Annotated in this window: 19 protein-coding genes; 3 read left to right on the top strand and 16 right to left on the bottom strand. The window is 39.1% G+C overall.

Translation table 11 applies throughout. From position 1 onward, the window contains the following. The first annotated feature begins 2 nt into the window (after positions 1-2). On the top strand, positions 3-1649 hold the full coding sequence (locus AB669_RS11970; protein WP_047799526.1) for a PepSY domain-containing protein: 1647 nt from the start codon (positions 3-5) through the stop codon (positions 1647-1649). Between the two features lie 75 nt (positions 1650-1724). Here AB669_RS11970 and AB669_RS11965 read toward each other — a convergent pair whose 3' ends face one another. From AB669_RS11965 to cmk, 12 genes are all read right to left on the bottom strand, one after another. Next, the gene (locus AB669_RS11965) at positions 1725-3422 is read right to left on the bottom strand and encodes a TonB-dependent receptor (RefSeq protein WP_047799525.1); all 1698 of its coding nucleotides are present in this window, start codon (positions 3420-3422) and stop codon (positions 1725-1727) included. A 4-nt stretch (positions 3423-3426) separates the two neighbouring features. Then, positions 3427-6450: a tetratricopeptide repeat protein gene (locus AB669_RS11960; RefSeq protein WP_047799524.1), complete on the bottom strand. Its 3024-nt coding sequence runs from the start codon at positions 6448-6450 to the stop codon at positions 3427-3429. 183 nt (positions 6451-6633) lie between these two features. Continuing rightward, the gene (locus AB669_RS11955) at positions 6634-7563 is read right to left on the bottom strand and encodes an aspartate carbamoyltransferase catalytic subunit (protein ID WP_047799523.1); all 930 of its coding nucleotides are present in this window, start codon (positions 7561-7563) and stop codon (positions 6634-6636) included. A 3-nt stretch (positions 7564-7566) separates the two neighbouring features. Beyond that, positions 7567-8115, bottom strand: coding sequence for a bifunctional pyr operon transcriptional regulator/uracil phosphoribosyltransferase PyrR (gene pyrR, locus AB669_RS11950; RefSeq protein WP_047799522.1), 549 nt, complete (start codon positions 8113-8115; stop codon positions 7567-7569). A gap of 66 nt (positions 8116-8181) precedes the next feature. Continuing rightward, entirely contained in the window at positions 8182-8949 is a 768-nt protein-coding gene (gene map, locus AB669_RS11945; RefSeq protein ID WP_047799521.1) for a type I methionyl aminopeptidase, read from the bottom strand. A 34-nt stretch (positions 8950-8983) separates the two neighbouring features. Further along, a complete protein-coding gene (locus AB669_RS11940; RefSeq protein ID WP_047799520.1) occupies positions 8984-9217 on the bottom strand; it encodes a hypothetical protein in 234 nt (77 codons plus the stop codon). Between the two features lie 139 nt (positions 9218-9356). Next, positions 9357-11030 (bottom strand): beta-N-acetylhexosaminidase, encoded by a 1674-nt coding sequence (locus AB669_RS11935; RefSeq protein WP_047799519.1) that lies wholly within the window; start codon positions 11028-11030, stop codon positions 9357-9359. Between the two features lie 328 nt (positions 11031-11358). After that, positions 11359-13293: a 30S ribosomal protein S1 gene (gene rpsA / locus AB669_RS11930; protein ID WP_047799518.1), complete on the bottom strand. Its 1935-nt coding sequence runs from the start codon at positions 13291-13293 to the stop codon at positions 11359-11361. A gap of 286 nt (positions 13294-13579) precedes the next feature. Further along, a complete protein-coding gene (locus AB669_RS11925) occupies positions 13580-14572 on the bottom strand; it encodes an SH3 domain-containing protein (protein ID WP_047799517.1) in 993 nt (330 codons plus the stop codon). Between the two features lie 124 nt (positions 14573-14696). Beyond that, on the bottom strand, positions 14697-16190 hold the full coding sequence (locus AB669_RS11920) for a YgcG family protein (protein ID WP_047799516.1): 1494 nt from the start codon (positions 16188-16190) through the stop codon (positions 14697-14699). 54 nt (positions 16191-16244) lie between these two features. Then, entirely contained in the window at positions 16245-17075 is an 831-nt protein-coding gene (locus tag AB669_RS11915; protein WP_047799515.1) for a DUF1080 domain-containing protein, read from the bottom strand. A gap of 62 nt (positions 17076-17137) precedes the next feature. After that, complete coding sequence (gene cmk / locus AB669_RS11910) at positions 17138-17821, bottom strand: (d)CMP kinase (RefSeq protein WP_047799514.1); 684 nt, start codon at positions 17819-17821, stop codon at positions 17138-17140. Positions 17822-17893: 72 nt separating this feature from the next. Between cmk and arfB the strand changes: the two genes are divergently transcribed. Continuing rightward, positions 17894-18304, top strand: coding sequence for an alternative ribosome rescue aminoacyl-tRNA hydrolase ArfB (gene arfB / locus AB669_RS11905; protein ID WP_047799513.1), 411 nt, complete (start codon positions 17894-17896; stop codon positions 18302-18304). A gap of 43 nt (positions 18305-18347) precedes the next feature. Here arfB and AB669_RS11900 read toward each other — a convergent pair whose 3' ends face one another. Together AB669_RS11900 and lon are read right to left on the bottom strand one after the other, a co-directional pair. Next, entirely contained in the window at positions 18348-19295 is a 948-nt protein-coding gene (locus AB669_RS11900) for a lipid A deacylase LpxR family protein (protein ID WP_047799512.1), read from the bottom strand. A gap of 80 nt (positions 19296-19375) precedes the next feature. After that, positions 19376-21847 (bottom strand): endopeptidase La, encoded by a 2472-nt coding sequence (gene lon / locus AB669_RS11895; protein WP_047799511.1) that lies wholly within the window; start codon positions 21845-21847, stop codon positions 19376-19378. A gap of 306 nt (positions 21848-22153) precedes the next feature. Here lon and AB669_RS11890 point away from each other — a divergent pair, with 306 nt between their 5' ends. Then, positions 22154-22774 (top strand): tetratricopeptide repeat protein, encoded by a 621-nt coding sequence (locus AB669_RS11890; protein ID WP_047799510.1) that lies wholly within the window; start codon positions 22154-22156, stop codon positions 22772-22774. A gap of 68 nt (positions 22775-22842) precedes the next feature. On the opposite strand, the gene AB669_RS11885 is transcribed toward AB669_RS11890, so the two are convergent. Both AB669_RS11885 and gpmI read right to left on the bottom strand, forming a co-directional pair. Beyond that, on the bottom strand, positions 22843-23373 hold the full coding sequence (locus AB669_RS11885) for a hypothetical protein (RefSeq protein ID WP_047799509.1): 531 nt from the start codon (positions 23371-23373) through the stop codon (positions 22843-22845). After that, complete coding sequence (gpmI, locus tag AB669_RS11880; protein WP_047799508.1) at positions 23373-24896, bottom strand: 2,3-bisphosphoglycerate-independent phosphoglycerate mutase; 1524 nt, start codon at positions 24894-24896, stop codon at positions 23373-23375. The genes AB669_RS11885 and gpmI overlap by 1 nt, the downstream gene beginning before the upstream one ends. Positions 24897-25028 lie beyond the last annotated feature (132 nt).

Here is a 25028-nt window from a genome sequence, read left to right as displayed (position 1 = left end):
AAATGGATAACAGGAAATACAATATTTACTTTCATACGCATACCATAAGTGGTATTATCATTTGTGCAATTTTATACGTGATGTTTTTTGCAGGTTCGTTTTCTTTTTTTAAAGATGATATCAGTGCCTGGCAAAAAAACAGTTCTTATGTTGAGGGGCGTAGAACCAGTACAAAAGATTACGGTCATATTCTGGATTCTTTAGGAGAAAAAACAAATTTGAAGGGGCGTGACTTTAGTTTTTTTATTCAGCGGAATGATGTTGGTGCTTATGTATCTGTAACAGGATCAAACGACAGCACACTGAAAAAGAAGATAACACCGAAACCAGCTGGGGAAGGCAAAAAACGTAAGGGCCGTGGAAGAGGTGGGGACGATGATTCAATGTATTTTAATTACGATTTTGCAAATAAAAAATCGGGTGATTATACTGAATCCTATGACATGGGTGAGTTTTTATATCGCCTGCATTTCCTCGCTCAACTGAATGCAGTTCCCATTCATTTAGGTGCACCATTCGGATACCTGCTTGCCGGTATTGTGTCATTTATCTTTGTTTTCGCATTGATAACAGGACTGATGCTACACTGGGAAAAGATTTTTTCGAATTTCTTCACCTTTAGACCATGGTCTAAATGGAAAACGTTATGGACGGATTTGCATACGGCTATCGGCGTAATTGGTTTTCCTTTTCAACTGATATTTGCCATAACAGGAGTTGTGCTTATTGCCAATGTATTTCTAATTGGGCCTTATACAAAATTCGCCTATAAAGGAAACAGTGCGGCTTTATATCAGGATTTAGAATACAGTGATACCACAAAATATGATTATAGCTACAAGCCATTAGAAACTTCTTTCAATATCAACGAGTTGCTATCCAGAACCGAGCGTAAATGGAAGAATAGCAGAATCACCTCTGTTCAGATTAAGAATTACGGAGATGCGAATATGCACGTGATACTGGAGGCTAAACCACAGGCTCAGGAGAGCTTCTCTGGTACCGGACATCTCGTGTATAGAGTCAGAGATCAACAGGTCTTAAGTGAAGTATCACCTGTAAAGCAATCGAGCTACGTAGATAAAGTAAAAAGTATGATCTATCACCTTCATTTTGGTGATTTCGGAGGGAAACCTTTAAAGGTAATTTTCTTTGTACTTGGAATCATGGGCTGCCTGGTCATCATTTCAGGGATCCTGATCTGGCTGGTAGCCAGGGATAAAAATAACGTTCCAAAAAAGAAAAGGGTGTTTAACTTCTGGACCGCTAACATTTTTATGGCTTCCTGTTTAAGTATGCTGCCTGTTACTGCATTTACCCTGATCGGTTTACTGTTTATAGATAAACCAGGCCAGTCAGATATTTTCCATCTGTATTTCTATTCGTGGTTATTGTTATCGGTTTATTTTATCGTAAGGCGAAATCTGGCGATCACTAATCATCAGAGTCTGATATTATCTGCTTTATCATGTTTCCTTTTGCCTTTAATGGATGGGATTAAACGTAACAACTGGTTGTGGATTACATTTGATCAGGGGAAGTTTGATATTTTGTTTATTGATCTGCTGTTCCTGATCTTATCCATTATTGCTGTTGTAGTGCTTGTTAAAATGAAGCAGCATGAAAAAGCAAAGAAGGTTGCTGCATAAATATCAAAAAAAATATTTCAACGAAAAAAACCACAGCTGTAAGCTGTGGTTTTTTTGTATAAAGACGATTAAAGGCTAAAATGAGTAGCTTAATCCACCGAAGATGTTAAATCCATTCACCTGATAATACAAATATCTGCTGTAGTTTTTATTGAGCAGGTTGTTCGCTTTAGCAAATACAGAGAATTTGTTATTGATTTTATAATCTGCACCAATACCTAAATCAACATAACCTTTAACGGTAACAATCTCTTCTATACTGGTATTTGGAACTACATATTGTAAGGGGTTAACTGGTGCGCTCAGGTATAACTTCGCTTTAACATCATCCTGTATTACAACACCTGCATTAAAAGTCAGTTTTTTATTAAATGTATACACAAAGTTTGAGCTTACCTTCAAGCCTGGTTTAAACCAGCTATAGGTTTCCTGGGCCGGTTTCCAATCGTCAATGTTTAGTTTGCCTGTCCACTTTAATGCATCACTAACCTGAACTGATATCTCTCCTTCTAATCCGGTTAACTTGGTTTTACCAAAATCGTAAATCACATCAAATTTATTGAAATCAGTAAAGTTATTCACGAATAGTGGCATATCATCAAATTGCCTGATGTATAACTTAGCCTTGTAGCCGAAGCCCGGACCACCAGTGCCTTTAATACCTGCGCTAAAGCTTAGCTTCTCTACTGTGTTTTTAACCAGGATATTATTATTCAACCATGGATTCTCGTCTGTAAAGCCTTTCAGCGAATTTCTGTTTACATCGCCTTTCACTTCACCAAAAACTTGTAGGTAATCGGGAATCAAAGTGAAATCAGCTGTTACCGCAGGGAATATCCTGGTGCTGCTGAAGGCTCCAAACTCCTGTACGAAGTTAATACCAGCCGTTACTTTAGCCCCCTTAACCTGTAAGCGGATATAAGGATTTAAGCGAAGCAGGTTGTTGCCTACACTCGTGAGGGCGTCTTTTGTATTGCCGAATTCCGTTGAGGCGGCCAACCCCAGATTAAAGGAGCTGATGCGTTTATTAACATAGCCATTTAGCGTAAAGTAACTTTCCTTAGCATCGTATTTATCTCCCCAAAGGTAACCGTTTGCTTTAAGTGCATAGATAAATGCATCCTGATCTTCGGTGAAGTTCTTTACCAGCTCCCCCTCAAGTTCAACAAAAGTTAAAGCTTGTTTTTGAGGATCGGTGTTAAAGGTCGGCCGGGCATCATCTATCCCGTAGAAATAAGTGCCGTTGCGCTCAAAATTAATTCGCCCGCTAACTGTGTTTTCGTCTAAAATGCTGCGACCAAATACACTCAACTGCTGACTGCTGCTATTTTGTTTATTTAGCTTACCTTCCTGGCTAAAATGTTTGAAATAACCACCAAGTTGTAATCCTTCATCTTTACCAGTATTAAAATAAGCCTCGCCCAATAATGTAGCCTGTGATCCAAATGCTCCTTTCACATAATTATTAACGAGAACGCTCGCCTTTTCATCAGCCAGGGCTTGTGCCTGCAGCTTTTGAATGTCGCTGTTTAACTCTAATTTCCGGTCAGTTATGCTGTAGTTGAATTTTGCCTTGTAGGTTTTTACGTCATCCAGATTCGGGCTTCTTCTCAGTTTTACAGCTTCAGCTAAAATTGGTTTATATGGGCGAACTACCTCAACTTCTTCAGTAACCACACCTTTTTCATCCTGTTTTTTATCTTGTGCCTGCACCGTGACTATTCCGGCAACTAATAAGAAAAGTGTACTGTATATATATTTAATTGACTTCATAATGCTACTTCTTCTGGTTTAGTTTTTCTAGTTTTTCTTTGGCTGTAGGGATGATATCATCCTTGCCTTCGTAATTATCGATGATACTGAGAAGAGTACTTTTAGCCTGTAAATTATCCTTGAGGGCTACATAATTATCAGATAGGAGAATAAAGGCCTTCGCTACCCAGTAATCATAAGAAGCCATATTATTGATCAGATCAAAGCATGTTTTTGATGATGTTTTAAAATCGCCTTTACTGTATTCCAAAAAAGCCAGGTTGTATTTAGCTTCTGCTGCAGCAATGGTTTTGGTTTTTGCCACAACGTTTTTAAATTCCTTTACGGCTGTGGTGGTATCACCTTTTAATAAATACGCTTTACCTGAGTATAATCCTGAACTATTTTTTTCTTCCTCCGAAGCTTTCTCAGAATCTTTAGTCAATTGTGCATATTTTAACATATCATCAGGCATGTTAAGTGCGGTATAAGCTGTTAACAGGTTGTTGATGGCAAAACTGTAGTGAGATTTGTAATCGGTAGTTGTTTCCAGTCTTTTCAGATATACAATAGCTTCATTGTATTTTTTCTGGTTGAGAAAAACCTGCGAAATGCTTACCAGCGAACGCTCTGTGTAATCACTTGTCCAATCATTCAGTATAAACTCGTAGTCGGCGATAGCATCTTCCGGGCGGCCTAATTTTACCAATGATTCGGCCCTGATAAATTTAGCCTCTTTTTCGTGGATGGCTTTAGGAAATTTATCAAAGTAGGCGTTTACAGATTGAAAGGCACCATTTGCATCACCTTTGAGATAAAGGTTGTTGGCTGCAGCAAATACAATGTTATCCTGGTCATTTGATGAATAATTACCTAGTGGCGTAGAGTTAGCATAGGTAATAAAACCGTTTGCATCTCCGCGATCTATATAGATATTTTTGGTGGATTCCATGGCTTGCTTAGCCTCATCTGTTGTTGGATAGTCGCGCACCACTTTTTTGAATGACTCCAGAGCGGCATCATCCTGATCCTGATTATACTGAACAAGTCCGATGGTAACTAATGCCTTGGGCACGTAGCTGCTGCGGGGATATTTTGCCACCAAATCAACTAAATCTGATTTTGATTTATCGAAGTCGCCTTTTGTAAAATAAGTATAGGCTGTTTCAAAGCCTGCATCATCAGCATAGTTAGAGTTTGGAAACTTTGATAATAACGACTGCATGGTTCCGATCTTGGCATCATACTGATTTTCGAGGCCCTGGATCATTCCTTTCTGAAAAGTAGCATAGTCTTCAGAAGATGTATGTCTGGCAATGATTTTATTGTAATTAGACATGGCATCGCCATAACTTTTATTTACAAAATATGAATCGGCCAGGCGGATGGTTGCATCATCAATTGTTTTCTGGTCTTTATCGCTGCCTGCCAGGAATTTTTCAAAATAACTAGCGGCCTTACTATATTTTTCATCTTCAAAAGCTGCATAAGCAAGCGCATAGTTGGCGAAGTTATAAACACCTGTTTTGTCTGCGTCAGGCATTTTTAAAAATTTCTCGAAGGTAGCAACGGCTTCGCCAAATTTACGCAGTTCATACATTGATTCTGCTTTCCAATAGGTACTTAACGCATGGATCTCGGCATCTTCAGTATATTTTTCCGAACGTAAAAACATAGAGAGTGCATTTGGAAATGCCCTTTCATTGTAAAATTCAAGTCCGCGGAAGTAAGTCACCTTCTGATAAGCTTCCTTTGCTTCTAACGTTTTATCCGGAATAGGTTCTAAAATATCAACAGCAGCCTGGTAGTTTTTGGTTGTCAGCAATACCTCACCCAACAGCGTTTTGGCTTCGTTAAGTTTTTTAGATTTTGGGAAGGCCTTTAAAAAACCTTGTGTGGCTTCCAATGCCTGCTGATGGAAGTCGAGCTCATAGCTCAGCTTGGCATAACTTAACCAGGCTTCTTCCTGTATGGCTTTGTCGAAATTTAACCTTGATGCCCTGAAAAATGCACTTTGTGCTTTTTGCTTGTTGCCTAACTGAATAAATGCTTTACCCAGAGTGTGCATACCATTTTGCAGGTAAACATCATCATTGTTGAGTTTTTCTAATACGGCAACGGATTCCTTATATTTTTTATTCTGGAAAAGTGAGTATCCGTACTGATAAATAAACAGGTTATTTTTGGTCTCGCTTTTATCCTTTGCATAAAACTCAGCAAAGTATTTTTCAGCGTTTTTGAATTCTGATTTTGCAAAGTATGATGCCGCGACAAGGCTTAACATTTCCGGTTCGAATTGTTGCTTTGTTTTCTGTATTGAAGCCAGAGCATACTCGATCACATCGTCATAGCGCTCATCAAGGTAATACATTGATGTGATGTAGTACGGATAACTGGCTTCATAGGTAGGAGAGCCTTTTAGCTTTTCGAAATTGGCAAGTGCCGTTTTATATTCTTTATTCAGGTAGTTGATGTAGGCAAAATAATAAGTTGCACTTTCCTGAAAATCACCTTTATCTTTTTTAACCAACTCAAATAAAGGTTCAGCTTTTTCGTAGTCTTTAAGTTCGAAATAGCTGTAGCCTTGTTTAAACTGATATTCATTTCTTTGTTTTCCGGATAGGGTTGAAGGGTCAGTTTTTTCAAACCACTCCAATGCTTTGGTATAATTTTTTTGTCCGAAATAAGTTTTGCCTACATAAAAATAAGCCAGTTTGGTATTTGGATTTAACGGATAGTCGCGGATAAAAGACTGGAATAAACTCTCAGCATCACTGTTTGTTAATTCGAGCGCGCAAACTGCGGCATAAAATTTAGCATTTTCCTTTAAGGTTGACAGCTCTGCATTACTTTCTGTTTGCGTTGAGGGTTTATAGCGAAGCTGCTCTACAAGCTTAAATTGCTGCGCTGCCGCAGTGTATTTCTCTTTTTCTAATAATTCTAAGCCAGTCTGGTAGTTCTTATTGAGGTTTTGCACCGCGCTGACCTGCGCGTAGCTGGTAAAACTTCCTGCCAAAAATAGCGGAATTAATAAGTATTTTTTCTGCATCGGTTTCAAATATGGTTGGTACTAAATTATAAATAGTATCAGTGTTTATCAACAGAAGTAATTAACATCTGTTAACAACACACTTAAACGAAGGTATTGTAGAAATGGTATGTTATTGTTGAAATGTGGATAATTAAGCTGCAAATTCATCCAGCTTTCAATTGATAAACCACTAAGTTCTGTTTATCCCTGGCTTGCCAGCAAATACAGAACAGCCATCCGTACAGCTACTCCATTTTCTACCTGATCAAGAATGATAGACTGTTTGCTGTCTGCAACATCACTGGTAATCTCTACACCACGGTTAATTGGTCCCGGGTGCATCACAATGATCTCCTTATCAAGATTATTCAGAATTTGTTTATTTAAGCCGTACATCATTGCATATTCCCTTAGGGAAGGGAAGTACTTAATATCCTGGCGCTCCAGTTGAATGCGCAGCATATTGGCAACATCACACCAGTTTAAGGCTTTGATGAGGTTGTGTTCAACTTTAACGCCCAGTTGGTGGATATGTTTTGGAATCAGGGTTGTAGGGCCGCAAACCATTACCTCTGCACCTAAGCGCTGCAGACAAAGTATATTTGAAATGGCTACCCTCGAGTGTAAAATATCGCCAACGATGACTACTTTTTTACCCGCCACATCGCCAAGTTTCTCGCGGATGGAAAATGCATCAAGTAGTGCTTGTGTTGGATGCTCATGGGCCCCGTCGCCGGCATTTACAATCTGGGCCTTAACATGTTTGCTCAAAAACTGGCCAGCGCCTGCGTAAGGATGTCGCATAACCACCATATCAACTTTCATTGACAAAATGTTGTTTACGGTATCAATCAGGGTTTCACCCTTGCTTACTGAAGAAGACGATGCCGCAAAATTTACCACATCTGCAGAAAGCCTTTTTTCTGCAAGCTCGAAGGAAAGTTTGGTTCGGGTAGAGTTTTCGAAAAAAATGTTGGCAATGGTAATATCACGAAGTGACGGAACCTTTTTGATGGGACGGTTGATTACTTCCTTAAAATTATCTGCAGTTTCGAATATCAATTCGATATCATTCCGGTTAATATCTTTAATGCCTAAAAGATGTCGGGTTGATAGTTTGTCTGCTGCCATTTCTTATTTATTGTTTTCCGATAATAATATAACCTTGTCTTCTGCTCCTTCACTTGCCCATGTAACCTTCACCTGTTGCGAGTTCAGGCTATCTACCGGATGACCGATATAATCGGGCTCGATTGGTAAATGTCTGCTGTAACGGCGATCAATCAGGACTAGTAATTCTACTTTTTCTGGTCTTCCATATGCAAGCAATGCATCAAGTGCTGCCCTGATGGTTCTGCCCGTCCAAAGTACGTCATCAATCAGCACAACTTTTTTGCCTTCAATGATGAAATCAATGGAATTACTGCTTGCTGTAACCAATCCATCTTTTCTTCTGAAATCGTCTCTGAAGAATGTAATGTCGAGGTTTCCCTTTAAAATTTTCGTGTTCTTTAAGATCGATTGCAGTTCCTGATGAATGCGGTCGGCCAGATAAATGCCACGTGGTTGAATACCAATGAGAACGGTATTTTTGAAATCGTCGTGGTTTTCAATTAACTGATGGCAAAGCCGCTTAATTGTAATCTGAATTTTTTGTCCGTCAAGAAGTGTTTTCTTTTGCATGGAAGAAGGATTGGGCAAATATATAAAAATGTTCGAAGCTTGGAAAGCTGAATTTAAATTTAGCGGTTAGGCATCCCAAATGTTGTTCGCAGCGGTGAGTACAATGGGTTTACCTGCCGTAATCAAAATGGTATGTTCGTGCTGCGCTACAAAGCCACCTTTATCACCTGTAAGTGTCCAACCATCATTTTCGGTTTCTGCAATGGTTGAAGCTGTAGAAATAAAGGTTTCGATGGCTACCGTTGTACTTTTCTTAAATCTTTCGTGATTGTAACGGTCGTAGAAATTTGCAATTTCGTGGGGTTCCTCATGCAAACCACGTCCAACACCATGGCCGGTCAGGTTTTTAATTACCTTGAATCCCTTCTTACGGGCTTCTGTTTCGATTAACCTTCCAATCTCAGCAATACGAACCCCTCCTTTAATGTTATCGATAGCTTTTTTCAGAATTTCTTTTGATGAGGTGACCAGCTTTTGATGGCCATATATATCGTTGCCGAGGATAAATGATCCGCCATTGTCAGACCAAAAGCCGTTCAATTCTGCAGATACATCAATGTTGATCAAGTCGCCGTCTTTTAATATTTTATGCTCGCTGGGAATTCCATGAGCGATTTCATTATTGACACTGATGCAGGTCCAGCCGGGGAAATTATAAGTGAGGCGGGGTGCTGATTTTGCACCTAGTGCATTGAGTATTGAACCTCCAAATTCATCAAGCGCTTTGGTCGACATTCCGGGTTTTGCAAAGTTGCGCATTTCTTTTAAAGTTTGGGCAACCGCATTGCTCACTGTCTGCATTCCGCTGAGTTCGTGTTCTTTTGTAATTGACATATGGCTAGTGCTTTAAGGTTGAAGATATTTATGTTTACTTCTTGTCGTTCGGCTGTTCATAACGTATTTGCTCCTGATCTTGTTTTCTTCCCGGCGACCATAGCCATAGCGAAAGAATAATAAGCGGTATCAGAAAACTTAATGCAATGACAATGAGGATAGGCCTTTCTTTGATGATACCGGCGTCTGTAGAAATGAAGATATTGATGGTTTCTTTAAGTACATACAGCGTAATGAGCGTGGATATTATGGCAAAAATTTTTTTCATAATCATTATTTCAACAAAGATTGCATTTATTTTTTAAACACATTGGATACAGACCAAATAAGCTAGCAGTTTCACCCAAACATTCAAGCGTAAGTAATAAGCTATCTTCTGCAGCCTTGATGGCAAAACCAACCATCTATTAATTTTCCAGATACCTTTTTGAATAATTTATTCCCATTAAATCATAACGTTTAAACTGCGCTCTTAAACGTTTCTGAAAATCAGGATAGTTTCGTTTCTCTTTCGGGCTCCATAAAATTTCACTCAAAGCATCCAATCTTGGAAACAATTGATACTGTACTTTGGCAGGGTTGCTGACGTACTCGCTCCATAGACAACCTTGTCCACCCCAGATGTATTTGGCTTGTTCTGAATTTAGTTGTGCTGGAACGGGTTCATAATTGTAAACATCGTACAGGGAGGATGGAGTACTTGCTGTTAAACTGTCTTCCTTTACAAACTGACCGTGGTTAAAGTACATTTTATTTTCAGGAGTCATAATAGCCTTGTGGCTTTGTTTTGCCGCCTCAATGGCACCTTTCTCACCTTGCCAGCTCATTACAATGGCATTTGGAGCTAAACCTCCCTGCAATATTTCATTCCAGCCAATAATGGTTTTGCCCTTGCTGTTTACAAATTTCTCCATCCTGCGAATGAAGTAACTCTGTAGTTCACTTTCATTTTTTAATCCGTTCATTTTCATAAATTGTTGCGATACGGCAGATCGTTTCCACCAGATTTTTGATGCTTCATCGCCGCCGATGTGGATGTAGGGTGATGGGAATAAATCCATCACCTCAGTCAGTACATTTTCCAGAAATTTGAAAGTAGTATCAGATGCTTGTAGTACATTATTGTATTTGTTCATCATGCCCCAGGTTTGTGCTACTTCATATTTTTTGTCGGGCTCGGTACCTAATTCTGGGTACGCTGCAAGTAAGGCCATACTGTGTGCAGGCATTTCAATTTCCGGAATAATGGTAATATAGCGTTTAGCGGCATAATCAATTACATCTTTGATCTGTTCCTGCGTGTAATAACCACCATGTTTAACGCCATCTGTTTTAATTACTGCATCTTTTGGCATAATCTTCACTTCTGTAGGTAATACCTGATATTTAATATTTTCATTGCCTTTTCCGGGCCATAAACCAATAATGCTGCCATTGCGCCAGGCGCCAATTTCGGTGAGTTTTGGGTATCGTTTAATCTCGATTCTCCATCCATGATCATCAGTTAGGTGCCAGTGGAAGTAATTCATTTTATGTAACGCGAGATAATCGATGTATTGTTTTACAAAAGCTACATCGAAAAAATGACGGCTTACATCTAGGTGCATACCACGGTAGGCGAAACGGGGATAATCTATGATATCAACTGACGGTATAATGAGTTCACTATTGGTATTTGAGGATAGCAATTGAATAATAGTCTGAACTGCATAAAATAAGCCCTGTTCTGAAGATGCCCCTGCATTAATTGTTGAAGCTAATACTGAAACAAAGTATTTATCTGGATTTTTATATAATTGATCTGAGAGAACAAGTGTAATCGTATTTCCCTTAATATCTTTAGTGTTGCTACTTATTTTTAGATTGAGGTTGTAATATCTGGTGATATAATCTTTCAAAAAATTAGCAGCGTTTATGGCCGCAGAATCTGTTACTAGTATAGTCGTGCTTTTATTGATGCGGAACTTACTGGTTGGAAAAGTTCCGGGTCTTAGTTCTACAGGCTGCGGAATAACATTCACTTCCTGTGCCGAAAGCTTGATGGAAACGATGATTAGAAACAAAAGGATAATTTTTCTCATGCTGAAAAGACTGGTTGCTTTTCAAAAGTAATAATAATAGGAGGGATGCTGGGAATAAGTAGGAGAGAACGGGTTATTTTGTTACATAAAAAACTCGTCATTTCGAGGAGGCTTATTCAGGCGACGAAGCAATCTTTCTTGCAGAAATCGCCAACGTGAAAGATTGCTTCGTCGTACCTCCTCGCAATGACGAGTTTCTATTGGAGTCTGTTAATGGTAGCCATTCTAACGATGACTGTTTCGTTCCGTGTTTCCGTGGCAAAAATAGGCGCAAAAAAAAATCCCGATAACTTTCGCTATCGGGATTAATATATTTAGTTAAAAAGAACTAGCCTTTTTTAGCTTTGCTTTCTTCGCCTTCTAATTGCGATTTCAATTGAGCCAATACGTCTAAGTCTCCTAAAGTAGATTTCTCTACAGAATCTTTAACTTTTTTAACAGCAGTTACAGCAGCTTTAGCTTCTTTCTTCTTAGTTGCCCTTTCTTCTGCTACAGCTTCAGCTTTAACTTCCTCCCAGATACGTGCGTGTGACACAACGATGCGTTTAGCTTCTTTGTTAAACTCGATGATTTTGAAGTCGTTAGTTTCTTCAGCTTTAACTGAAGTACCATCTTCTTTAACCATGTGTTTAGTTGGTACGAAACCTTCTACACCATATGGTAAAGCAATAACAGCACCTTTATCAGTTACTTTAACAACTGTACCCTGGTGAACTGAATCTAAAGTGAAGATAGTTTCAAAAGTATCCCAAGGGTTTTCTTCTAATTGTTTGTGACCTAAGCTTAATTTACGGTTATCAACGTCTAATTCTAAAACAACTACATCTAATACATCACCAACTTTAGTGAATTCATTAGGGTGGTTTACTTTTTTAGACCATGATAAGTCAGAAATGTGGATTAAACCATCAATACCTTCTTCGATCTCAACGAAAACACCGAAGTTAGTCATGTTTTTAACAGTTGCCTGGTGCTTGCTTCCTACTGGGAATTTAGCAGCAACTTCTTGCCATGGATCGTTAGATAGTTGTTTAATACCTAAGCTCATTTTGCGCTCGTCTCTGTCTAAAGTTAAAACTTCAGCTTCGATCTCATCACCAACTTTTAAGAATTCCTGTGGATTTCTCAGGTTTTGTGACCAGCTCATTTCAGAAACGTGGATTAAACCTTCAACACCTGGGATGATTTCTAAGAAAGCACCGTAATCTGCAACAGTTACGATTTTTCCTTTTACTTTAGAACCAACCTGAATGTCAGTGCTTAAGTTTTCCCAAGGGTGTGGAGTTAATTGTTTTAAGCCTAAAGCGATACGTTTTTTCTCATCATCGAAATCTAAAACAACGACGTTGATTTTTTCATCTAATGACAATACTTCTTTTGGATGCTCTATGCGGCCCCAAGAAATATCAGTAATGTGAAGTAAACCATCAACACCACCTAAATCGATGAATACACCGAAATCAGTAATGTTTTTAACAGTACCTTCAAGTACCTGACCTTTTTCTAATTTAGAAACGATCTCTACTTTTTGTGATTCTAAATCGTCTTCGATTAACACTTTATGAGAAACTACTACGTTTTTAAACTCATGGTTAATTTTAACAACTTTGAATTCCATTGTTTTACCCACGTATACATCGTAATCGCGGATAGGTTTGATATCAATCTGAGATCCTGGTAAGAAAGCTTCAACACCCATGATGTCAACGATTAAACCACCTTTAGTACGGCTCTTAACGAAACCATTGATGATTCTATCATTTTCAAGAGCTTCGTTAATTGCTTCCCATGATCTTTGGGTTTTAGCTCTTTTGCGAGAAAGGATCAATTGACCGTTAGCATCTTCTGGTGCTTCAACGAAAACGTCAACTGAATCGCCGATTTTTAGATCTGGTGTATCACGGAACTCAGAAGTAGAAACTAAACCGTCTGATTTGAAACCTACGTTTAATACTACGTCTTTGCTGTTGATTGAAACAACGATACCGCTGATGATTTCACCTTTAGTGATCTGGTTGAATGTTCCAGCGTACATGTCTTCAAACTTTTTACGGTCTGCGTCATTGTAATTACCGAAAACTTTTTCATCTGCATCCCAATCGAAATCTTCCGTTGGTGTTGCTAATGATGATTTGATCGATTCGATCGAAACTGAATCAGCTTCTGATTCAATAGTTTCTTTTTCAGTCAGGCGTCCGCCTTCTCCCTGAAGCTCAGCTGTTTTTGCTGCTAATTCTTTTTCTGCTACTTGTTTTTTAGCCATTAATTAATTATCTCCTTTTTTCCCTATTTAGGGACTGCAAAGGTAAAAATATTTTAATTAATAGAAAAGATTTTTTTAATAAATGTTGCTGATTTTTAACGGATTATAATCAGAAGCATGATCTGTTTAATACTAAATACCCCTATTTGATAAAGAAACAGTAACGTTAAGCAGGCTAAAAACAGTTCATTTCGTTCGCAGTAACTCCGCGACGTATCGTTATCTATCTGATTTCTAACTATCATCAGCCACAACTTTGATCATAAATAAAGCACCCTGCAATCAGTTATTTCTTTGCAAACGTTCCCCTTGTAAAGCCTTCTCCAATTAAAGTTTTATCATCTCTGATCAGTAGCATAATGGTGTTTTGCTGATCATATAATTTGATCATATCGCCATCGATTACGTATTTCGAAGTAAATGTAGAGTCATTATAAGCATCAGAAACAGTAACAGAGTCTTTAGATTTAAAAATAAACGTTTTATACTGCACATCGTCACTGCTGGCAAAAGTCCCGGTTACCACTTTTTGCTGTACAAAAGTAATGTAACATAAGTAGCCTACTACCAGAATCACGATTACCGAAAAGCCAATAATGAATTTATTACCGCTTGCATATTTTAAAGAAAAATAAAGAATCGTAAAAAGGATGAGTGCAACAACAGCTATAAATATAATGGCTGTATAATCGGTGTTGGTTTGGGGCACAGAAGCCGCAACAGTTGTTTTCTCTGCTGCTGTTTTTACCGGAGAAATTCTAACCAGAAATTCTTTGCTTACCCAGCCTTCACCATTGGTAACCTTGATTTTGAAGAAGCTTGCATTGGAAGAATCGATAACTGCCACATTCTCGTCTTTAGGTAAATATCCAACAATTTTACTTTTTGGATCTGCTTGTTCCCGAACCCGTAAATCATCAGCTGTTACGCGATAGAGATCAGCATTTGCTGAAGTTGGTTGTGCGGTATCGCTTGCTGCTGCGGGCGCAGCAGTTTGGTTTGGTGCGGAGCTGGCAGGTGCAGCGGGAGCAACCTTTTCCAAAAAGTCTTTACTTACCCAACCTTCACCATTTTTCAATTTTACTTTATAAAACTTAGCATTGCTGGCATCCAGAACCATAATTTTTTCGTTTTGGGAAAGTGTGGTTATCACCCTGCTTTTCTGATCGCTTGTTGCCCTAACCCGTAATTTATCGGCAGTCACCCGGTAGTTGTCCTGAGCATTTATACGGTTTGAGAAGATAAAAAAGGCAGTTAAAAGGAGAAAAAATCTGATCATAGTTATAGGATTTCTGCAGGCAGTTATAATAAAATTGCAACGACGTTTAGAGCAAACATCGTGCTACTGTGCCAAAATTAGGAAATAATTTAAATGATAGGGTATAACCTATGCGATTGTAAGGCTACCAGCTTCCGCCACTTCCACCCCCGCTGCTGCTTCCGCCGCCCCAACTGCTTGAAGATGATGAGCTGCCGGATGAAGAGGAACCTGATGTGCCCCCTGAACTTTCTTTTACCAGCATCGCAAGGGTTACCCAACTGATGAATTCGACATGTTTGCAAAAACTACACTCATTAACCACTTTTGCCTGACCGTCGTGACTGTATGTTGCAGCCTTTACGGTTACCTGCTTGTCGCTTTCATAAGTTCTGAATCCGCACGATGGGCAGGCAGCAAAGTGGTTATATTTTTCGGCCGGCCACTCTTTTATGATGTGCTCCTTCTGATCAACACTCTGCCAGATGTCATAATCGTACACTTTCATCATTTCCTCTTTTCGCTGGCCTTTTGTTAAAAATGGCGTACCTTCAATGTTCTCATCTCTGTCTAAACGAACCATAGGCTGCTGTCGGCTGTCTAATACCGGTTTAAAACGTTTATTGCCTTCAGCTTTGCGGAAAAACTGCCGGATGACCACAAAAATGATCAGTGGAGAAAAGAGCATCATCCATCCGTATTTTTTATGAAAAGAGGTTACTGCATTTGAAAAGTTTTCATCATCATGGTAGGAACTTCTGATGTGCTCAATCAGAAAAATATAGCGAAAGAATAGACAAATGCCTAAAATAGTTGCTAAAATATAAGGCAATACTGAGAGTGGTATATTTTTGAACCAACCGAATCCGCCGGCAATAATGGATATAATACCCGCAAAAATTGTTGTAAAGACCATCACTGCGCACCCTATGTTGGGTGCTGACCGCTGTAAAATTTTATTTCCTTTGCCTGGTTTAACTTGTTTCACCGGATAGCGCCCGAGCAATTTAAACAATCCGAAGAATGCGAGACAAATAGCTATAGCAGGAAGCCAAACCTTATCCAGGTTGCTGTTGTAACCACGCTGGGTAAAAAACTGATTAAGTTCGGACTTATTGTCCGTATTCAGGATGATGGTACCCATGGCATTGAGCGTATTGATAATTCCCGTGCCATAATCGTTTTTCCTGAAGGCAGGCAGGAGGTTTTGCTCGGCAATGTGTTTGAGTTTTACATCCGGTAATACGCCTTCAGCGCCGGTGCCGGTAATAAAGCGATATTTCCTTCGATCTTTGGCAATAAAAAGCAATACTCCGTTGTTACTGGTTTTCTGTCCGATTCCCCAGGTATTAAAAAGCGTATAGGCAAAATCAAAATCTTCCTGTTCCGGATCAAAATCGTTTACAATGACTACTGCAACCTGAACGTTGGTTTTTCGTTCAAAGTTTGAAATGGTGTCATTGATGCTGGCCACATCTCCGGAGCTAAGTATCCCGTCGGGATTACTCACCCAACCACCGTTTGTTTTTTTTGGATCAGGTATCTCAGTTACAGAATAGGCTTTTTGGCCTATTAACGGGCTTGAAAAAAGAACAAGAAGGAAAAAGAAAAGTGCTTTTGAGAGATGATGGTGGCGCATTACAGATGATCTTTTAGCGATTAGATTAAAATCTACATGCAAATACAGTACCGTTTATTCTTTTAAAATGCGATCAATAACGGTGTCAAGTTTTCGCTTGTCTTTTGAATAAGGCGAGAGGTCGAAAAGTTGTACCGATTTAAACTCGATTGGATGACTTTCGCTTTGCAAAGAAATATAACCGGATTTGAGTGCCTTGCCATCGGTTTTAGCTTTGGGATCAAAGTTGGAAACATTTCCACCACCAATTTGAGGCCTGGTATATTCCAATACCACTTCGTTGTCAATGATATGCTTAATTACTGAATCTCCAAGCACCAGAAATTCTGCTGTTACCCATTGGTCGCCTGCATAGGTTTTTGATTTCGAATCGAGACAATGTGGTGTAAATAGTTCACCCTTGTAATTAATTAAAGTTCCGGGTGTACATACATTGCTTGTGTGTCGTTCATGTTCGCCATCGCCACCCAGGATTTGTCCTTCAATCGAAATGGGGAAATCCTGGTCTTTTAAAATGGTTGCCGGATCCTGGCAATGCAGCATTGCGCCGCTGTTACGTGTTGCCCATCCTTCACCGCCTTTAGCCTGATCACCAATAAAACGGTAGGTAACCTTTAACAAGTAATAAGAAAAAGGTTTTTTATAAAAGATGTGACCATATTGTTTATCAAATTCCTGATAACCATCATAACTCACTTTCATTAATCCATTTTCAACGCGAAAGGTATTGGCATAATTGTCTTTGTATTCATGTTTGGATATTTTGACATTCCAGTCCTTTAAATCCTTTCCGTTGAAAAGATTGATCCAGCCTTTTTGGGCGCTGGCATTAAGCGAAATAAACGCAAAAAATAAAAATAGAGCAGATGTGTGTTTTAAATTCATGGTTGCCTTATTGGTTAGCAGCTAAAAGTATGAAATTTAAATCAAACCTTATCTTTATAATTTTATGACTGCGGTAATAGAGCTGTTACCCTTTCTAATGCAAATTCAAGCTGTTCTTCCTGAGTCAAGTTGGTGTTATCCAATATGATTGCATCATCAGCTCTCACTAGCGGACTTTCTTTCCGGGTGGTGTCTGCATAATCGCGGTGGGCCAGGTTTTCGAAAACCTCTTCCAACGTCGTCTGGTTATTGCCTTTACTTTCCAGCTCCTTAAATCTGCGTTCAGCCCTGATTTTCGGATCGGCCGTCATGAAAAGTTTTAGAGGAGCATCAGGAAAAACAGTAGTTCCTATATCCCTGCCATCCATCACAATGTTTTTGGATTTCCCCATGCGTTGCTGCTGTTTTACCATTTCATGGCGAACGATTTTATGGGCAGAAACTTCACTCACATTTTCAGATACGGGCATTAAACGGATTTCATCAGAAACTTCTTCACCGTTCAGGGTGATGTGCGATTCGTAGTCACGTGAGTGAAAATTCAGTTCAATATGTTGCAATGCATCGGTTACCGCTTCATCACTGTTTACATCAATATGGTTCCACAAAAAATATAGGGTTACCGCGCGGTACATGGCGCCGCTATCTACATAAATGAAACCTAATTTTTTAGCCAGTGCCTTTGCTAATGTGCTTTTCCCGCAAGATGAATAGCCATCAATAGCTATAACCAAGTTTTTCTTCATTGTGTACAAAGGTAGAAAAGGCGGTGAACTTATTAAATTTTTTTAGATTACTATTCTTCATACTTTTGTGACATGTTACCCACGAGAGAAGAAATTTTAAGGTCAGTGATATTCAAAACCTCCAGGAGCGGAGGGAAAGGTGGGCAAAACGTAAATAAAGTTTCCAGTAAAGTGGAGTTGATTTTTGATGTTGAAAATGCGTCTTTTTTTGATGACAATGAAAAAACGTTACTAAAGGCTAGGTTAGCAAACAGGTTGGATACTGACGGTTTGCTGCATGTTGTTTCGCAGGAAGATAGGAGCCAGCTCTTGAATAAAGAGAAAACCATTGCCAAATTAATCGACTTGTTTAAAAAATCGCTTAAAGTTGACAGGAAACGAAAGCCAACCAGGATTCCTAAAGGAGTCATTGAAAGCCGATTGAAAGAAAAATCGGTCAACTCGCTGAGAAAAGAGGCGAGAAGAAAGCCCCAAGTTGATTAGTCTGCAGTTGAAATAAACCTTCTCCCGAGTTTAATCATTCAAATTACTTCCCAAACCTGTAGTATAAACTCAGGCCGCCATAATTTTGTGCCTGGGCCACACTCTTGATTTCTTTTGTTTTGAAGATGACATTGAAATCCACTGTAAAACGCTTCGAACTGTAGTTTACACCAAACTGCTGTTCAAATACGATCGGCTTAATTCCAAAAGTTAAAGGACTGTTGTTATTAAACAAGCTGCCTTGAATGGTTGCATCGTAAGCCACGAAATTGAGTTGTGGTTTAGCGTAAACAAAAAATTCAGATTTATTTAAACTGGCCGTTTTGGCATTCCCGATTACAGCGTTATGGGTGGTACTATTAAAAAGCTGGTTTAATCTGCCTGCCCTCAACATTGCTGATGCGCCAAGACCTGAAAACGTTGTGCCAATATTTGCATATCCCTGACCGCTAAGGTCAACTACATGATCGTTTGATCGGATGAAAAGTTTGCTATAGGTTGCAGCCAGGTTAACGGCTACTTCATTTCTGATCTGGTATTCCCAGCCGGCAGGAGTATAAAAACCGACTGTTTGATGGAGGAGCTCCTGTGCGTCCTGAGCGAGTGAGTGAGGACCCACCGTTCCAATTTCTACACTAGTTTTCAGAACGCTTTCATCCTTATAAAATATGGAATAGGCAGCACCTGCATATAGATAGCCTGCAAAAGGACGATCCTGATTTTCTTTTTTCGGTACCTGGCCCCAATAGGGGGTATACATTTTCTGTCCGGCTGATATTTCATAGGTTTTCTTCTCTATCCGTTCAGAAAATTTCTCAGAATTTAAAGCCCTTCTGAAATATATAAATAAGCCGTTTGTATAATAGCGGTCGTTTAATGTTGCCAGATAAGCATCGTTTTCTGTCTTAAAGCCAAATTCGTTTTTAAACGACTGGCTAAAAGCCGAGAGAAACACAAAGCATAAAAATGCCGTAGTAAAAAATGATTTCATAAAAAAGCCCGGATTTTATCCGGGCTATAAATGTATTTATTGTAATTGAATATTTAATTCAAAAACTAAAAGATTACAAACTAGTTAACGATAGGCTTGATTTTTATACTCAAATCCAAAGGTTTTTTAACCTTGTTTTTAGTTAGTGCCATATCAATAACCTCACTCATTTCACTTACATAGTGAAATTGCAGGTCTTTAATGTAGCTTTCCTTAATTTCCAGAATGTCTTTTCTATTACTTTTACATAGGATGATTTCCTTGATGTTAGCGCGTTTAGCTGCAAGAATCTTCTCTTTAATTCCACCCACCGGAAGAACTTTTCCCCTTAAAGTAATCTCACCCGTCATGGCCAGGTGTTGTTTAACCTTCCGCTGTGTAAATGCTGACGTAAGCGCCGTTAACATGGTTACACCCGCTGAAGGGCCATCTTTAGGCGTTGCGCCTGCAGGAACGTGGACATGCACATCCCAGCTATCGAACAAAGAATAATCGATACCGAACTCAGCTGCATGTGCCCGCAGATAAGCCAACGCGATTACAGCCGATTCCTTCATCACATCCCCCAGGTTACCTGTTAAAGTTAATTTTCCTTTTCCGGGACTTAAACTGGCCTCTATAAATAGGATATCACCACCAACGCTTGTCCACGCTAATCCAGTTACCACACCAGCAACCTCGTTTCCTTCATACAAATCTTTATCGTAGATGGGTGCACCTAAAATGCGTTCTATGTCGGCATGAGTTAAGGTAGGTTCATAACTTTCTTCCATAGCAATTTTCGTTGCCACACCACGAACAATCGAACCTATCCGTTTTTCCAAACCACGAACACCTGATTCCCTGGTATAATCTTCAATTACCTTTTCAATCAGTGCAGGCTTCAAATTAATATCTTTTGCCTGTAAACCGTGATTTTCTTTCTGTTTGGGCAGAAGGTATTTCTTCGCGATTTCGATCTTTTCTTCAATGGTATATCCGTTCACCTCAATAACCTCCATACGATCCAGTAAAGCAGGCTGTATGGTGCTCAATGAGTTTGCGGTAGCAATGAACAGGATGTTAGATAAATCGTAATCCATCTCCACGTAGTGATCATAAAAGGCATTGTTTTGCTCAGGGTCCAGTACTTCCAGAAGCGCAGAAGATGGGTCACCCCGGTGATCGGTTCCTACTTTATCGATTTCATCCAAAACAAAAACCGGGTTATCAGCGCCTGCTTTTTTAATAGACGAGATAATGCGCCCAGGCATAGCACCAATGTAGGTTTTACGGTGACCACGGATTTCAGCTTCATCACGAATACCACCCAGGGCCATTCTAACGTATTTGCGCCCCAGTGCTTTTGCAACTGACTTTCCAAGTGATGTTTTTCCAACTCCCGGAGGGCCTACAAGGCATAGAATGGGGGCCTTCATATTGCGTTTTAGCTTCAATACTGCTAAATATTCAATAATTCTTTGCTTCACTTTTTCCAACCCGAAGTGATCCTTATCCAGGATCCGCTGAGCACGCTTTAAGTCAAAGTTATCTTTGGTAAACTCACTCCACGGTAAATCCAGTAAAAGCTCAAGATAATTTAACTGAACGGAATAATCCGGAGCCGCAGGATTCATGCGGCCAAGTTTGTCGAGTTCTTTATCGAAGTGGGAATAAACCTCTTTCGACCATTTTTTAAGTTTAGCTTTTTCCTGCAGGGCATCAAATTCGAGGTCGGCAGAGTTTCCGCCCAATTCTTCCTGAATGGTTTTTAACTGCTGATTCAGGAAATAGTCTCTTTGCTGCTTGTCTAAATCAGTTCTCACCTTCGATTGAATCTGATTTCTCAACTCGAGCATCTGCAACTCGATCATCAAAAGCTCCATTACCTTCTGTGCGCGATCCTGCAATTTATCCATTTCAAGGATTTTTTGCTTGTCGGCCATTTCGGCATTCATATTTGAAGATATAAAGTTGATCAGAAAAGAATTGCTTTCGATGTTTTTTAATGCAATACTGGCTTCGCTAGGTATGTTAGGCGAAAGCTGGATGATCTGGGCAGACATCTCACGGATAGAGGCTATAAGTGCTTTAAACTCTTTGTCCGTTTTGTGCTTCTGCTCCTCAAATTTTTTAACAACAGCTTTGATATATGGCTCGTTTTGTACCTCTTCAATTAAACTGAAGCGTTGCTTGCCCTGTATAATTACAGTGGTGTTACCATCAGGCATTTGCAACAATTTTACAATGTTTGCAACTGTTCCTACCGTGTTAAGTTGCTCGAATGTAGGGTCTTCTATAGAAACATCCTTTTGAGATACAACCCCAATAATTTTATTTCCTTTATAAGCTTCTTTAATTAATTTTATTGATTTATCCCTTCCAACAGTTATTGGAATAACTACCCCAGGAAAAAGTACGGTATTCCGCAAAGGCAATATGGCCAATGTTTCAGGGGTTTCCTCATTGTTCATCTCATCTTCGTCTTGTTGAGACATTAATGGAAAAAATTCGGTATCCTCGTTTATTATGGGCATAGCAGAATGGAAATCAAATATATCTTGTTTACTCATTATCACGTTTCCTCAAACGACAAACTGGCAGTGCTGTCGCCTTCACATTTTTAGTTTTGTTTCTATACTCATAATTTCAACTCTTGTGCCAAAGTGAAAATTACATTAATGTTATGTTAAAACGGCAGAATAATTTAAATATTTATGCCTATATCATATAAACGGTTTTTTAACGTTATTGCTATTGTTTAGCGGGATGGGTTTTGAGTGAATGAAAATTAAAAACTTTTAATTTATAAGAATACGATTATATTGCAAAAAATTTCAACCATTAGGTATAAATTTATAAAACTTATTATTCATTACATGAACTATTTCAAAAGGGCTATCCTGGGCTTAATCATTTTTTCATCTACAAGCACGTTTGCACAAGGAAATTATGAGAAGAGTATGCAGGCAATGATGAACGGTGATTTCAAATCTGCTGTTACTCAATTGGAAAAAGCCGATACAAAAACACCCGATAATGCTAAAATTTTACAGATGCTGGGTTACTCTTACTTTCAAAACGGGGAATATGAAAAATGTATTTCAACTTACAGCCGTTTAATCACTGTTAAGCCCTCTGAGGTGTCGGCATATTATTACCGCGGTAAAGCCAGATTGAATATCGCCAACGACCCCAAAGAATCATTAAACAGTTTGAGGGAAAATTTTTATACCGCTGCGTTGAAAGATTTTTCGAAATCAATCGAAATTACAGGTGATGAAGATTCTCAAATGTTTCAGAACAGAGCTATAGCTTATAAAGATTACGCTATTTTCAGGTCATATAAGGCCAAGAAAAAGGAAGATAAGTTAGCCTGTGTGGCATTATTCAATAACTCAATTGCAGATTTTCAAAAGGTTTTGACCATGCAGCCGCTCAGAAAAGATATTATCGACTGGATTACTTATGATAAAGCACAGATTGCGAGTTTAAAATAAAACTCAGTTGTCTTAATTGCAGTTGCCTTATAAAAATGGAGCCCTGATTGATCGGGGCTCCATTTTTTTTAGTTGATTTTACCGGTAATGTGGTAATATTTCTGTTTAAGAAACCTTATTTTCTGGAATTTCTTAATCTCGTAGAATCGGTCTGGCGCATAGGTCAGCGTATCAGTCGATTGAAAAAGGATGTTTTTACTCTCAACAATAATTACAATTTTAGCCAGTTTATTGTGCTGATGTGTGAGCAAAATCTTTTTAACAGGGATCTTTTTATTTGCCGAGCTGTAAATGGTTAACTGATTACTTGCGGTTATCTTAAATTCGCCTTGCCATGAAGCTTTATTGATGTCTGCATTTGTAAATACGGCAAGTTCTTTCTGCCAATCGGGAATTTTAAGTTTTCTGTTTTCAGCGGTGCCATTTACTGAAACCGTTTTTTGAACAGTTGGATTGGTTTGCTGTAGTCGGTTAATTTCTTTATTGAAATAACCTTTAACATCAAAATAGGATAATCTTGCATTGGCACCGTTTGGCTCCTGCTTAATGCAGGAGACGAATCCCAGTGCCAACGCAAGTATTAAAATTTTTCTAATCATTATACCAGAATGTTTCCTGTCATTTCTTCGGGAATGGCAACACCTAGTATTTGTAGTATTGTAGGTGCAATGTCACCCAGTTTGCCATCACCAATGGTTTTATAATCATTGTCGATCAGGATGCATGGCACCAAATTCGTCGTGTGTGCGGTGTTTACTGAGCCGTCGGCATTTACCATATATTCAGAGTTTCCATGATCTGCCAGTAAAATAAATGAATAGCCATTCTCCAGGCCTTTGTTAACAACAGTTTCCGCACATTTATCCGCAGTTTCTACAGCTTTAATTACAGCTTCAAAAACGCCGGTGTGGCCCACCATATCAGGGTTTGCGAAATTTAAACAAATAAAATCAGCCCAACCTGTTTCCATTTCTGCGGTTATGGCTTCGGTAATTCCGGCAGCACTCATTTCAGGTTGCAGGTCGTAAGTTGCAACCTTTGGGGAAGGTATTAAAATACGTTTTTCATTATTGAATTCAGTCTCCCTTCCGCCTGAGAAAAAGAATGTAACGTGCGGATATTTTTCGGTTTCAGCGATACGGATTTGATTTTTGTTGTTTTCAGATAATACTTCACCAATCGTTTTGGTTAAATCGTCTTTTGTGAAAACAACATTTACTTTCTCAAAACTCTCATCGTACGTAGTCATGGTCACATAGTATAGCGGAAGTTTGTGCATTTGTTGCTCGGGGAAGTCCTTCTGGGTTAGTGCGGTTGTAATTTCCCTGCCTCTGTCGGTCCGGAAATTGAAACAAATCACTACATCGTCATTCTGAATGGTGGCTACAGCATCTCCGCTGGCTTCGGTTAGTACAACTGGTTTCAAAAACTCATCTGTAATGCCATCGGCATATGATTTTTGAATAGCGGCTAAGGCATCCTGAGTTCTTTCACCCACACCATTCACCATCACATCATAGGCTTGCTTAACACGTTCCCAACGATTATCGCGATCCATAGCGTAATACCGACCAACTAATGTGGCCAGTTTTGCATTTCCGTTTTTAATGTGGTTTTGAAGATCACTGATAAATCCCAGTCCGGAGTTAGGGTCTGTATCACGGCCGTCTAGAAATGCATGGACGAAAGTTTTCTCTACATTAGCCTCTGTAGCAGCATCGCATAATGCCTTTAAATGTTCTATATGTGCATGTACACCGCCATTTGAAACCAAACCAATAAAATGGACAGCTTTGTTGTTTTGTTTGGCATAGTCAAAAGCAGCCAGCAAAACAGGATTAGTATGTAATTCTCTATCTGCAATGGCTTTGTTAATTCTTCCGAGTTCCTGATAAACAACTCTGCCGGCACCTAAATTCATGTGTCCAACTTCAGAGTTTCCCATCTGCCCAGCTGGTAAACCTACTGCTTCGCCTGAAGCTTCAAGTCTTGAGTTAGGGTATTTCTGTAATAAAGAATCGAAAAAAGGTGTATTGGCAGCATAAGCAGCATCGGATTTATCTTTTCTGCCATATCCCCAGCCATCTAAAATTATAAGTGCGAGTTTTTTATTGTTTGTCATCTTCTTTAAAAAATAATTGAACAGCTTAAAAACAAATCTGCAAAAGTCTTGTTTTTGGTTTTATTAATAAGGCAAATATAGCTTTCTTGGTGCTTAAATAAATTAATAATCCTTTTTTTGATAAGCTAATGG

This window comes from Pedobacter sp. BMA, assembly GCF_001027745.1.
Classification (GTDB): domain Bacteria; phylum Bacteroidota; class Bacteroidia; order Sphingobacteriales; family Sphingobacteriaceae; genus Pedobacter.
This window is presented reverse-complemented; position numbering and strand designations above follow the sequence as displayed.